The sequence below is a fragment of the Streptomyces sp. 8L genome, from assembly GCF_020176795.1.
Taxonomy (GTDB): Bacteria; Actinomycetota; Actinomycetes; order Streptomycetales; family Streptomycetaceae; genus Streptomyces.
On sequence record NZ_JAIUKE010000268.1, the window covers coordinates 1 to 11,686 of the forward strand.

Annotated in this window: 11 protein-coding genes and 4 pseudogenes; 6 read left to right on the forward strand and 9 right to left on the reverse strand. The window is 68.4% G+C overall.

Annotated features, from left to right (window positions below; translation table 11 throughout):
• Nucleotides 1–172: 172 nt before the first annotated feature.
• The 3 genes and pseudogenes from LCE31_RS21975 to LCE31_RS21985 all read right to left on the reverse strand — a co-directional run.
• Nucleotides 173–368: pseudogene (locus tag LCE31_RS21975) on the reverse strand (IS630 family transposase); the annotation flags it as partial.
• 207 nt (nt 369–575) lie between these two features.
• The gene (locus LCE31_RS21980) at nt 576–1,412 is read right to left on the reverse strand and encodes an SDR family NAD(P)-dependent oxidoreductase (RefSeq protein ID WP_225016731.1); all 837 of its coding nucleotides are present in this window, start codon (nt 1,410–1,412) and stop codon (nt 576–578) included.
• A 39-nt stretch (nt 1,413–1,451) separates the two neighbouring features.
• Nucleotides 1,452–2,237: an SDR family NAD(P)-dependent oxidoreductase gene (locus LCE31_RS21985; protein WP_225016732.1), complete on the reverse strand. Its 786-nt coding sequence runs from the start codon at nt 2,235–2,237 to the stop codon at nt 1,452–1,454.
• Nucleotides 2,238–2,293: 56 nt separating this feature from the next.
• Between LCE31_RS21985 and LCE31_RS21990 the strand changes: the two genes are divergently transcribed.
• Nucleotides 2,294–2,752, forward strand: coding sequence for a MarR family winged helix-turn-helix transcriptional regulator (locus tag LCE31_RS21990; RefSeq protein WP_225016733.1), 459 nt, complete (start codon nt 2,294–2,296; stop codon nt 2,750–2,752).
• A gap of 343 nt (nt 2,753–3,095) precedes the next feature.
• Nucleotides 3,096–4,165, forward strand: a pseudogene (locus LCE31_RS21995) (IS630 family transposase).
• Here LCE31_RS21995 and LCE31_RS22000 read toward each other — a convergent pair.
• The 3 genes and pseudogenes from LCE31_RS22000 to LCE31_RS22010 form a co-directional block, all read right to left on the reverse strand.
• Nucleotides 4,162–5,144, reverse strand: a pseudogene (locus LCE31_RS22000) (IS481 family transposase). The pseudogenes LCE31_RS21995 and LCE31_RS22000 sit on opposite strands and share 4 nt — an antisense overlap.
• Nucleotides 5,145–5,369: 225 nt before the next feature.
• Nucleotides 5,370–5,945, reverse strand: coding sequence for a YbhB/YbcL family Raf kinase inhibitor-like protein (locus LCE31_RS22005; RefSeq protein WP_225016734.1), 576 nt, complete (start codon nt 5,943–5,945; stop codon nt 5,370–5,372).
• Nucleotides 5,942–7,366: an MFS transporter gene (locus LCE31_RS22010; protein ID WP_225016735.1), complete on the reverse strand. Its 1,425-nt coding sequence runs from the start codon at nt 7,364–7,366 to the stop codon at nt 5,942–5,944. Before LCE31_RS22010 ends, LCE31_RS22005 begins: the two co-directional genes overlap by 4 nt.
• Before the next feature lie 139 nt (nt 7,367–7,505).
• Between LCE31_RS22010 and LCE31_RS22015 the strand changes: the two genes are divergently transcribed.
• Nucleotides 7,506–7,955 carry a MarR family winged helix-turn-helix transcriptional regulator gene (locus LCE31_RS22015; protein WP_225016736.1) on the forward strand — a complete coding sequence of 150 codons (450 nt, stop codon included), beginning with the start codon at nt 7,506–7,508 and terminating at the stop codon, nt 7,953–7,955.
• Between the two features lie 69 nt (nt 7,956–8,024).
• On the opposite strand, the gene LCE31_RS22020 is transcribed toward LCE31_RS22015, so the two are convergent.
• Entirely contained in the window at nt 8,025–8,381 is a 357-nt protein-coding gene (locus LCE31_RS22020) for an EthD domain-containing protein (RefSeq protein WP_225016738.1), read from the reverse strand.
• A gap of 9 nt (nt 8,382–8,390) precedes the next feature.
• Here LCE31_RS22020 and LCE31_RS22025 point away from each other — a divergent pair, with 9 nt between their 5' ends.
• Entirely contained in the window at nt 8,391–8,657 is a 267-nt protein-coding gene (locus tag LCE31_RS22025) for an SDR family NAD(P)-dependent oxidoreductase (RefSeq protein WP_225016740.1), read from the forward strand.
• 63 nt (nt 8,658–8,720) lie between these two features.
• Nucleotides 8,721–9,452, forward strand: a complete 732-nt coding sequence (locus LCE31_RS22030; protein ID WP_225016742.1) for a 3-keto-5-aminohexanoate cleavage protein — start codon at nt 8,721–8,723, stop codon at nt 9,450–9,452.
• A gap of 10 nt (nt 9,453–9,462) precedes the next feature.
• Here LCE31_RS22030 and LCE31_RS22035 read toward each other — a convergent pair.
• Nucleotides 9,463–9,785: pseudogene (locus tag LCE31_RS22035) on the reverse strand (IS5/IS1182 family transposase); the annotation flags it as partial.
• A 119-nt stretch (nt 9,786–9,904) separates the two neighbouring features.
• Between LCE31_RS22035 and LCE31_RS22040 the strand changes: the two are divergent.
• On the forward strand, nt 9,905–10,555 hold the full coding sequence (locus LCE31_RS22040) for a TetR/AcrR family transcriptional regulator (RefSeq protein ID WP_225016744.1): 651 nt from the start codon (nt 9,905–9,907) through the stop codon (nt 10,553–10,555).
• Between the two features lie 118 nt (nt 10,556–10,673).
• Here the strand turns inward: LCE31_RS22040 and LCE31_RS22045 are convergent, their stop codons facing one another.
• Nucleotides 10,674–11,378: a hypothetical protein gene (locus tag LCE31_RS22045; RefSeq protein ID WP_225016746.1), complete on the reverse strand. Its 705-nt coding sequence runs from the start codon at nt 11,376–11,378 to the stop codon at nt 10,674–10,676.
• Nucleotides 11,379–11,686: the final 308 nt, after the last annotated feature.

The following is an 11,686-nucleotide window of genomic DNA, read 5'->3' on the forward strand; positions in this document are numbered from 1 at the left end:
TCGCGGTCTGGACCGGCGCCTGCCCCACCTGTCACCGCAACATGCCAGAGCCGATACCAACCTGACCAAGCACTACTAGTGTTCTGCACCAGAAATCGCGCGTCCGAGTTTCCGACTGGTTGCCGATGGTTGCCGGTGTGATCTTGTCGAGGTGGCCGGCGAGGGAGTTCGGGATCTCGTCGGCGGTCTTGATCCAGGGGAATGGCCCAGGGTTGCTGTTCCAGCCGTCGATCCAGGTTCTGATGTCGTCTTCCAGGCCCCTTTTCCAGGCCCCTTACCGAGGTGTGGACGCCGCGGCGGACGAGTTTGTCAGTCAGCAGGCCGAACCATCGCTCGACCTGATTGATCCAGGATGAGCCGGTGGGTGTGTCGAGGCGGGCTTGTCCACCCGGCTCACCACCTGACCGGCCTTCTGCCGGTTGCGCGCCACCTTCGTCGGTGTGAAGGCGGTCGTCCCCAGGTGGAGAAGCCCCGTCACCGGGAACGCCCGTCCGAACCACGTCCTCTCCGTCAGTGGGCTCGGTGCGCCGTCGCGGCGGGCCTTGCGGAGCCGGCTGGACGAAACCGGGCGCGGGTCAGTTCTCCTCGTATCCGATCGAGGTGCTCAGGGCGTGCCAGCGGGCGTCCTCGTCGGCGAGGCGGCTTGCCGCTGTCTCCGCCATCGTGACGGCGTCCGCGCCGAGGGGGAGACGCAGTGGTGGCGTGTCCATACGGGAGATCCGCACCAGGGCTTGGGCTGCTCTGCGGGGGTCGCCGGGCTGGTTGCCGTCGCTGGACGCCAGGCGCTTGCCGACTTCACCGACGGTGGACTCGTACTCCTGGCTGACGGGCAGGACGGTCATGGACCGGGGCGAGACCATGTCGGTCCGCAGATTGCCTGGTTCCACGATGGTGATGAGGATGCCCGTCGGGGCGACCTCGGCGGCCAGGGACAGGGAGAACGTCGTGGCGGCAGCCTTGGCGGCCTGGTAGGACGCCAGGCCCGGTGTTCCGAGGCGGGCTCCCAGCGACGAGATCTGGAGGAAGCGGCCAGAGCCCTGGCGGCGGAAGACCGGCAGGGCGGCACGGGTGACATTCACCAGTCCGGCGTATGTGACGGCGTGCTGGTGCCAGAACGAGGTGTCCGGGGTGTCCTCGACCGAACCCAGGTCGGCCTGGCCCGCGTTGTTCACCACGACATCCAGCCGGCCGAAGCGAGTGACCGCGGCGTCGACCGCCGCACGTGCAGCGGCGGCGTCGGTCACGTCGAGGGCGACCGGGAACACCTTCTCGCCGAAGGTTTGGGCGAGTTCGGCCAGACTGCGCAGGTCCCGTGCCGTCGCCACGACGTGGTCTCCGGCCCGTACGGCTTCTTCCACGACGTGCCGGCCCAGCCCCCGCGAGCTTCCCGTGACCATCCATACTGCTGGCATTCGTTCTCCTTGCTGTGCGTTGCCGCGTCTCATGCCGGGTCAGGCCGCCACACGGCCGTCGGCACCGAACATGGGCACGTCGAAGCGGTGGGACACGGTGTCGAACGTGCGCTGCTCGGCGGCGCGCCGCTCGGTGAAATCGTCCGTGGCGGTCGGGCCGAAGCCGACTTCCGGATGTGAGCCGTCCAGCAGTGGGAAGACGGCGTCGCAGAATTCGTCCGGGTCGGCGCCGTGCGTCCGGCCGGGTCCGGCGAGTTCGGTGGCCACGGCCGGCGGGATCAGCTCCACCACGCGCAGTGGGGTGGCCTTGAGGGCGTGGCGGAGGTTCACGGTGTAGTTGTGCAGCGCGGCCTTGGCCGCGCTGTAGAGAGGGGCGAAAGGCTGCGGGAAGAACGCCCCGCCAGAGGTGACGTTGACCAGGACGCCAGGACGGCCGTGGGCCAGCATGTGCGGAATCAGTAGTCGCCCGAGGTGCACCGGGGCGGCGAACAGGATGTCGATCTCGTACTGCGCCTCTTCCCAGGGCGAGTGGTCCGAGGCGATGCCCACCCGTCGTTGGATACCGGCGTTGTTGATGAGCAGGTCGAGGTACGGCATGGTCCTTTGGATGTGATGGGCCAGCTCCTGCCGCCCGCGCGGGGTGCCGATGTCGTTGGTGAAGGTCTCGATGCCGAGCATCTGCCCGGCCACGGCGGCGAGGCGTTCGGGGTTGCGTCCGGTGATCATCACGCGGTCGCCCGCGGCGAGGTGCCGTTCGGCCAGGCCGAGGCCGATTCCGGAGCCACCACCGGTGATGAGAACAGTCCGTCGGTCGCGGGTTGTCATGTAAACCATCATGCACCCCGCAGGTTTACATGACAACTCGAAGGTAGGGTGTCTCCATGGATCAGCCTCTCAACAGCTCCGAGACGGCGCGGTGGGTCTCGTGGAAGCGGGCGAACGACGCTGTACTCGCCGCCGTGGCGCAAGAAATCCACGACGCGGCAGGGCTGTCCGCGGCGGACTTCGCCGTCCTCTCGCGTGTGATCGAGGAGGGCGACGGCCGGATGCCGCAGCAGGACCTCGGCGCCATGCTGGAGTGGAAGCGCGCGCGTCTTTCACGCCAGCTCTCGCGGATGGCCGACCGGGGTCTCCTGTGGCGCGAAGAGGCTCCCGGCAGGCGCGTGCTGATCGTCGCCACACGCGAGGGGCGTACCGCCCTGGGCGCCGCCCGACCCGCACATGCGAGGGCGGTGCGCCGCGCACTGTTCGAGCGGGTCCCCGCACCGGACGGTGACGCCTTCTGGAGTGCCCTCGACGCCGTCGCCGCTCCACCTCGCGCGGCGCCGCCGACGTCCTGAGACACCGCAAGCGCCAGACGGCAGCCGGCTCCGATCCGGCCTACCGAGCCGTACGGTGAAGGACCGGGCGGGGCCGCCACCGTGGGACCGCTTGACGTGACGGCAACGGCTGCTTCCGGGGTTGGAGCTTCAACGGAAGCCCGCCCCGGCACGGTACAGGCGATCGCGTCGATCACCTCGCGGTGATCCCGCCGCCGGCCGCCACGCTGCGGCGTCCGGTCAGGTAGCAACGGCTCAATTCGCGCCCACCGCACGCCAGTTGACGGCGCACCCAGACCAACGACCACCTGATCCGAACGACACGCCCTAGTGACCTGAGTCTGAGATTCGTCGTTGGTTGGGTATGAGTCGTCCGGGTCCGAAGATTCCTCCGTTGTCGGTCACTGATGCCCAGAGGGCAGTGTTGGAGGGCTGGTTACGTCATCGCACGACGGCCCAGGCTCTGGCCCAGCGGTCGCGGATTGTGCTGGAGTGCGCCGAGGGCCACTCGATCATGGAGGTGTCCCGTCGGCTGCGGATCACTCCGGACACGGTCCGTACCTGGCGGCGCCGCTTCATCGAGCGGGGTGTGGACGGTCTGTGTGATGACCCGAGGCCGGGTGTCCCGCGGAAGATCACCGATGCCGACGTCGAGCGGGTCATCGTCAAGACGCTGGAGGAGACGCCGAAGAATGCGACGCACTGGTCGACCAGGTCGATGGCCGCGGCCACGGGCATGTCGCAGTCGACGGTCTCGCGTATCTGGCGGGCGTTCGCCCTGGCACCGCACCGGTCGCAGACGTTCAAGTTGTCCACCGATCCGTTGTTCATCGGCAAGGTCCGCGACGTCGTCGGCCTGGCCTGGTGCTCTGCGTGGACGAGAAGTCACAGATCCAGGCCCTTGACCGGTCCCAGCCGGTCCTGCCGATGGTGCCGGGCGTTCCCGAACGCCGCAGCCACGACTACATCCGGGCCGGCACGATCACTCTCTTCGCCGCTCTTGAGGTTGCCACCGGCAAGGTGATCGGCTCCCTGCACCGCCGCCACCGGGCCGCCGAGTTCAAGAAGTTCCTCGCCAAGCTCGACAGGGAAGTCCCGGCCGATCTGGAGGTTCATCTGATCCTGGACAACTACGCGACCCACAAGACAACCGACATCAAACGGTGGCTGCTCAGCCATCCACGGTTCCACCTGCACTTCACACCGACCAGTGCGTCCTGGCTGAACTTGGTCGAGCGGTGGTTCGCCGAGCTGACCCAGAAGAAGCTCAAGCGCGGCGTCCACCGCTCTGTCCAGGCCCTCGAACGCGACATCCGAGCCTGGCTCACCGACTGGAACGACAACCCACGGCCCTTCGTCTGGACGAAGACCGCCGGTGAGATCCTCGACAAAGTCGCCGCCTACTGCCGACGAATCTCAGACTCAGGTCACTAGGTGTATTGACCCGAAGCGTTGTTCACACGGGTGATAGGTGGGTGGCCGCCGAGTGCGGTGTGGCAGCGGTGGTGGTTGTACGTGTGGAGGAAGTCCGCCAGGGCTTCGGTCCGTTCGGCGTTGCTGGAGTACGGGCGTACGTACGCCCACTCGTCGAGCAGGGTGCGATTTAGACGCTCGACCTTGCCGTTTGTCTGCGGGCGATAGGGACGGGTGCGTTTGTGAATGATCCCGGCGGCGCTGAGGGTCTGGGTAAATAGTTTGGACCGGTAACAAGAGCCGTTGTCTGTGAGGACTCGCTCGACGACGACGCCGTGCTGTGAGAAGAAGGTGTTCGCTCGCTTCCAGAAGGCGGCTGCGGTTTCCTTGCGCTCGTCGGTCAGAACCTCGCTGTAGGCGAGCCGACTGTGATCGTCGATGGCCGTGTGGACAAAGCTGTAGCCGATTACGGGGCTACCGCCCTTACGAGCGTCGGTCGTGGCTTGCCGATTGCCGGCGGCCTGTTGGCGGGCCATGACCCGGTGTCCGCCGCCGTCCGGGATGTTGCCGAGCTTCTTGATGTCGACGTGGACCAGTTCGCCGGGGCGCTCTCGCTCGTAGCGCCGAATGACTTGGCCGGTAGGCCGGTCCATCCAGCGCAACAGGTTCAGCTGGTGGCGAGCCGGAACGCGATGAACCGTTGAGGCGGACACGGCCAGAATCGGTCCAATCCGTGCGGGGCCGAGCTTCCGTTCGCGCCGCAGCGCGCAGATGCGTCTCTCAACGTCGGCGGGGGTTCGGTGCGGTGTCGTCAGAGGGCGACTGGAGCGGTCCGCAGCCCCGCGTCGCCTTCAGTCCGCCAGCGCCGGACCCACTTGTAGGCCGTGGCGCGGGATATACCCATCTCGTCTGCCACGTGGGCGACGGGCCTGCCGGCCCGGACCCGGTCGACCGGGAGTCGCCTGCCATGGATGGTCAGGCGAGCATTGGGGTGGGGCACGAAGACCTCTGCAATGTGGTGAACCCTGAGCGCCACCACCCTCGGGACGGAGGGTAGCAGCGTCGGGTAGGTAGTCAGACTGGAGTAACGCGAGGGGCGTGGCGACCGGGCCGTCTGGCTTGCGCGGGGCGGCGCCTTGACGTGGGCTTGTCCGCCGCGACGGCGCTGCTGAACAGATGCACCGGCTGGCCTCCGGATGGCTCTGGACGTGGCCGCTGTTTCCGACTATCCGCGTAGCGTGCCTTCCAGGTGGCCTGCGGCCAGGACGTGCCCGGCGAACTGCGGCAGCAGGGCATCGAGGTCCTTCGCCGCGGAGGCATCGGCTTCCGTGTCGAGTGCGTAGAGGTGGAAGTGGTAGTGGTGCGTGCCATGGCCGGGCAGCGGCCGGGGACCTTGGTAGCCGCCACGGCCCCGGTGGTCGGGCAGGTAGGTGAATCGCCGGTTGTCCTCGGTGAGTTCGCCCTCCTCGATACGGGGCGGCTCGGGTGCGAAGAAGGCGGCCATGTGCCGTGCCGGCCTGGAGGTGGGGGTGTCGGTGTCCTCCATCACGAGAAGCATCTGCCGGGTGCCTGCGGGCGGTTCTTCCCAGGCCAGGGCCGGGGAGGTGTTCGGGCCGAGGTCCATGGTCGCGTGTCGCAGCGGGATCGTTGCGCCGTGGGTGAAGGCGGGCGAGATGAGGCCGAGCGTGCCCGTTTTCACGGCGGCCAGTTCCGGGGCGTTGCTGATGCTGTGCGTGGTGCCCGCGCGCTTGCGGCGCAGCAGCAGGCCGAGCGGGTACAGGAGGATTGCGAGCAGTTTCATCGGAGGGTTCCTTCGGTTGCGGTGTCGGAGTCGTTGTCCTGGGACACGGTGGTGGGGATGGTGTGGTCGAAGAGGGTGGTCAACACGGTGAGGGCACCCAGGGCGAGGACGATCCAGCCCATGCGGTGGAAGCCGGCGTCGGTGACGTGGTCGCCGAAGCTGAGGGAGATCACGCTGGAGGAGAAGATCGCTCCGATGTAGCCGAAGGTGCGGAACAGTCCTGCAGCGACACCGACTTCGTCGGCGGAAGTCTGGACGAACAAGGTGGTCTGGTTGGCGAAGTTGCACAGGCCGTTGGGGAAGCCGAGGACACCCGTGGTCAGCAGGACCAGGATCAGGGGGCTTCGCTCGTGCGCTGTGAGCATGAGCAGTCCGCCCCCCACCAGCGCGAAGTTCCCGGTCAGCAGCGGCCAGCGCACCCAGCCGCGGGTGGAGACGAGGCGCGCAAGGACCATGCTGACCCCGGACATCGGCAGCATGATCAGGCCGGCCTGGAAGGACGAGTAGCCGGCGCTGCCCTCCAGCCACTGGGTGAGGGAGTACATCGAGGCGTACACCCCTAGGCCCACCAGCATCTGGCGTATGTAGGTACGGCGCAGCGCCGGGTTGCGGGCGAGGGATCTGACGTCGATCAGCGGTGAGGCGGTTCGCCGTTCCCACCAAATGAGCGCAGCGAGCGTGACGGGGGCGACGGTACCCAGTGGCCAGGCAGGGTGGTCGAGGTCGTTGAGGAATTGGAGCAGGCACACCACGGACAGGGCGAACAAGACGATCCCGACGGGGTCGACGGACGCGAGTGACTCCTTGACGCCGCTGGCTTTGGCGGGCGGGTCCTTTTCCACGTTCTTGGCGGCGAAGACCAGGGCGAAGGCGGCCAGGGGCACGTTGACGAGGAACAGGGCGCGCCAGCCGAAGGCGCCGGCCAGGACACCGCCGAGCGGCAGGCCGAGCACGGCGACGATCTGTGAGGCGATGGAGAAGTTGCCCAGCACGGCGCTGGGGACGCCGGTTTTCAGCTGCTCGGCCCGGCGGCGCACCAGCGACATGGAGGCGGGGTAGCAGGCGGATGAGCCGATGCCGATCAGTGCGCGGGAGAGCAGCAGGATCTGGAAACCAGGCGCAATGGCGCCCATCACGCCGCCGGCCAGGAGAATGGCCACGCCGCTGAGGAAGATCTTCCTGGGGCCGAAGATCGCAGCGAGCTTGCCCATCGTGGGCTGCATCACCGCGCTGCACAGGTACAGCACGGACACCAGGGACGCGGCTGGGCCGGGACCCAGGTGGAAGTCGGCGGCGATCCCGGCGAGACCGGTAGCGAGCATGGAACTGTTCACCGGGTTCAACGACGTGCCCAGCATCAGCGGGAAGGTGAACCGCAGGCCGAAGCCGTCACCGGCGGTTGCTGCCGGTTTCTCGGACATATCGGGGCGCGATGGAGGTGTGAGAGACATGGGAGCCTCGTCGGTCAGGGGCGGATCCAGGGCGCCGATCGGGGCGCGCCGAAGACACATCTTTCTTAGTACGAAACATGTTCCTTCGTTATACTAAGGAACTGTGAGTGTGAACGCAAAATCCGACGATCCGTCCGACGAAGACACCCGGGCCCTCGGCGGCGAGCTGAGGGTCGCGGTGGCCCGGATCTACAGCCGCTTCCGCTCCGAACGCGGTGAAGGCGAGATGGCCGAGGCGGCTGTCATCGTGCTCACCGCACTTTTCAAGCACGGCCCGCAGAGCCTGACCGAACTCAGCCGCCGCGCCCGCGTGACGCCGAGTTCCATGAGCCAGACCGTCAACCGACTCGTCTCCGGCGGCCACGCAACACGGCAGAAGGACCCGGAGGACGGGCGTCGCGTCCTCTTCTGCCTCACCCCGTCCGGCTCCGAAGTCGCTCGTGGAGCGCTGGCAGCGCGTCAGGACTGGCTGGAGGGGCAGCTCGCCCAACTGTCCGACGAGGAGCGACTGACGCTCCTGCAGGCTTCCCGAATCATGCGCCGACTCGCCGACGCCTGAAAATCACGTTCCAGGCGGCATCGCACAGCCGCGCCGGTGCACTGTCAACAACGTTGGTGATCAATACACCTAGGTGTGTTGTCCGGGGAGGTTCGGGCGGGACCCGTACTCTTCGACGATCCATGACCGGGTTTGGGTGCGGTCCAGGAATCGGGCTTCGTCCTCAGCGACGCCAGACGCCGGGGCGAGAACGAGATCGAGCCACTGCTGTCTCACGGCCTCGTCGGCGAACCCCAACTGTGTCATCACGTCGAAGTCGGCAGGGAATGCTCGATCACCAACCACAGGAAGGTAGTTGCGGACGTAATAAGCAGGAGCTGGTGCCAGGCTGAGGATGAGCGGTACGTGGTGGTTCTCGTAGTACCTGATGAACTCGTCGCGGGTGAGGCCGTCCTTGGCCTTGAGGAGCGCGATGGTGGTGATCACGAACCCTCCTTGATTCTTTCGTCACGGCAGGCTCCTCCAACGTCTGCGGCGCTGGAAGGCTTCCGTTACGTCTTCGAGCGGAACTTCTTCGGCGACATCGCCCTGATCAAAGCGATCCTCCGGCACGTGCGCGCCAGCCGGGAGCGCCTGATCGTGGCAACGAGCGCGAACGGCCTGGTCGGCGCACCGTTCAACGACGCCTACGCCTCGTCCGAGTTCACGCTGAAGCGCGCTGTCGAGTCGCTGGGGCGCGTATCGAGTCCTGGTCAATTGTGACGCGCCCTGGATCGAGCCGTCTGCCTGGAGATGCTGCCGGGGGCGACCTGCGAGGATGGCGTCATGCTGCAGGTCTGTCTCAACGGTGCCCGGAGCCGTGCCGAGTGTTCCCATCTGCCGGTGACCCCGGATGAGCTGGTGGCGGCGGCCCGTGAGGCTGTCGCCGTCGGCGCCGAGAACGTCCATCTGCACCCCAAGGATGGCGACGGCCGGGACACGCTGGAGGCCGTCGCCGTCGCGGCTGCTGTCAGCGCGGTGCGGGACGCCGTCCCGGGCGTCCCCGTTGGGGTCACCACCGGTGCGTGGGCCATGGCCGACCCCCGGGCCCGTGCCGCGCAGGTCCGGGCCTGGACCGTGCTGCCCGACCACGCCTCTGTCAACTGGCACGAGGACGGCGCCGTCCAAGTCGCCGCTGCCCTGCTGGACCGGGGCATCGGCATCGAAGCAGGCATCTACTCCGGCACTCCCGCGGCACAGCGGTTCCTTGCCTGGCCCGAATCACGGCGTGCCCTGCGCATTCTGGCCGAGATCACCGAGACCGCCCCGCAGGATGCGGTCCATGCCGCGGCCGACCTCCTCCATGAACTCGAATCAGCAGCCGCCCCGGTTCTCCTGCACGGCGTGGACGCCGCCGCCTGGCCTCTTCTCCAACTCGCGGCCACCCGTCGCCTGGATACCCGGATCGGCCTGGAAGACGCGCTGAACCTCCCCGACGGCAGCCCCGCGCCGAACAACGCGGCCCTGGTCCGGGCAGCGCGCGCGATCATTCAGCGCACGCCGCAGGACACGCCGTAGAACGTCGTCGTCACGTGCTCCGCGCGCGATCCTTGATCCAGATCAGGGAGGCACGGAGGTGGAGAGCGGCGAGGCAGCTCTCGGGGGGCTTGTCGAAGCGGGTGGCGATGCCCCGCCTTGAGCTTGTTGATCAGGTGCTCGACGGTATTTCGGTCCTTGTGAAGCTCGGCGTCATGAGTGAGGGCCGGCCGCCCCGGCGGCCCTTCTTCTTCCGGTGTCGGCCTGGTCCTTCTTCTCCGGGATGACGGCCTTCCTCGTTGCGAGGGCAGACCCCGCAATGGAACACGACTCGGTACGCGCCCGGGGCGGGCCGCCCGCGGGGGCCCGGTCCCGCGGGGCGTTCCGCGGGCCCGTCGACCGGCGAGGACCCCGCCGGGTAAGCGCCACCCGCATCCGCGATACCCTCTAACCGAGCAGTGCCGGAACAGCTTCGGGAGAGCGGGAGAGGGGCCATGGCCAAGGCGGACGCGAGTACTCCGAGGCAGCGGTACCGGGCCCAGGTGCGCGAGGAGATCAAGGAGCACGCCTGGCAGCAGATCGCCGCCGCCGGCGCCTCCGCCCTGTCCCTGAACGCCATCGCCAAGCGGATGGGCATGAGCGGGCCCGCCCTCTACCGGTACTTCGCCAACCGCGACGAGCTGATCACCGAACTCGTCAGGGACGCCTACCGGGACCTGGCGGCCACGGTCCACGCCCGCGCCGAGGCGGGCGCCGGCCTCGGCGACCTCGCGGACGCCCTGCGCCAGTGGGCTCTGGACGACCCCCAGCGGTACTTCCTCGTCTACGGCACGCCCGTGCCCGGATACCACGCGCCCGAGGACACCAGGCAGATCGCCGTCGAGATCATGGGCGTACTCCTCGACGCCTCCATGGCGGAGCAGCCGTCCGCGGCCCCGCCCACCCCTCTCGACACGCACCTCGCGGAGCACCGGGCCTGGGCCGGGGCACACCCGGCGCCGCCGTCGGCGCTCCGCCACGCCCTCACCTTCTGGACCCGCCTCCACGGAGTGCTCTCCCTGGAACTCGCCGGGCACTTCACCGGCATGGGCTTCGACCCGGCCGAGCTCTATGCCACCGAGACGGAGACGCTGACCGGCCGCTGAGGGGCCCGGCCCGCACCGACCAGACGTACCGGCGGAGCGGAGCAGAGCGGCACGGCGCGGCCGGTCCCGGCACCGCGCCCAGGCAGCAGGGCGGCCTCGGCACGGGCCCGAGGAGGGGTCAGCCCGCGGCGGTGTTGTAGTTGACGATTCCCTCCACCATGAGGGCCGCCGCACCGGGCAGTGGGCTGTCCACCCCCTTGCTCACCACGTCGGGCAGCCGGTGCGCCTCCTCCTCCGCGACGGTCACCATGCCCCAGAACGCGTTGTAGCCCGACGCGTCCGCCGGCTTGTCCGTGGCCGCCTCGACCGTCATGACACCGCCGTCCTCGACCACCGCGAGCGCGCCCATCTGCCGCAGTGTGCCGGGGTCCCGCTCCTCGGTGGCCACGACGCCCCAGCCCCGCTCACCCGTCCGCCGCAGTGCGGCGAGCAGACTGCCCGCACTGCCCGTACCGCTGATGACGATGTCGGGCAGGACGAGGGCCACCGGCCCCCGCGTCAGCGGCAGGGCGGAACGTATCGCGCCGTCGAGACCCGGTTCGAACGAGTCGTCCTGGTAGACGAAGACCAGGTGCAGGGTGTCGGCGTAGCGCGCGAGATACCCCACCGTGTCCAGCTTGTGTTTCCTGATGACCACGACCAGGCGCACGTTGAGTCCGCTCTCGGCCAGCTCGACAACGGCCTCCAGACTGCGGTCGAGGACGGTGACCCCGGGCGCCAGGCTGTGCAGCTCCTTCGAGTACGGGGCACCGAAGCGCGTCCCGAATCCGGCGCAGGGAAAGACGATCGAAACATCGGGGACGGGCGCGGACGAACTAGGCATCGAGTGGCTCTCAGTGGTGTCGACGATCGGGAACCGTGCGCGCCTCGCCTGCCCCCCGCGGCCGGGGGGGGGGCCGCGCCTCCACGTCCGCCCGCAAAGCACGCCGGCCCTCACCGTAACCACCGTGAACGGCTGCACGCGAGACCGGCGTTGACCGACGGGGCCCCACGTGAAGGGCCCTGTCCGATGTCCGACGCTTCCCGTGGAAGGCGCAATCCGACCCGGAATAAGCCGAGTTGCCCCACCGGGCGGGGCGGGAGCGGACGTGCGCCCGGGCGCGCGGCCCGGCGACCGGGCGCCGCGCGGTA

Excerpts from the sequence above, each read along its gene's own strand:
- LCE31_RS22030 (WP_225016742.1), top strand. The coding sequence starts at position 8,721 with ATGCTGCAGGTCTGTCTCAACGGTGCCCGGAGCCGTGCCGAGTGTTCC.
- LCE31_RS21985 (WP_225016732.1), bottom strand. The coding sequence starts at position 2,237 with ATGACAACCCGCGACCGACGGACTGTTCTCATCACCGGTGGTGGCTCC.
- LCE31_RS22040 (WP_225016744.1), top strand. The coding sequence starts at position 9,905 with ATGGCCAAGGCGGACGCGAGTACTCCGAGGCAGCGGTACCGGGCCCAG.
- LCE31_RS21990 (WP_225016733.1), top strand. The coding sequence starts at position 2,294 with ATGGATCAGCCTCTCAACAGCTCCGAGACGGCGCGGTGGGTCTCGTGG.
- LCE31_RS21980 (WP_225016731.1), bottom strand. The coding sequence starts at position 1,412 with ATGCCAGCAGTATGGATGGTCACGGGAAGCTCGCGGGGGCTGGGCCGG.
- LCE31_RS22045 (WP_225016746.1), bottom strand. The coding sequence starts at position 11,378 with ATGCCTAGTTCGTCCGCGCCCGTCCCCGATGTTTCGATCGTCTTTCCC.
- LCE31_RS22010 (WP_225016735.1), bottom strand. The coding sequence starts at position 7,366 with ATGTCCGAGAAACCGGCAGCAACCGCCGGTGACGGCTTCGGCCTGCGG.
- LCE31_RS22005 (WP_225016734.1), bottom strand. The coding sequence starts at position 5,945 with ATGAAACTGCTCGCAATCCTCCTGTACCCGCTCGGCCTGCTGCTGCGC.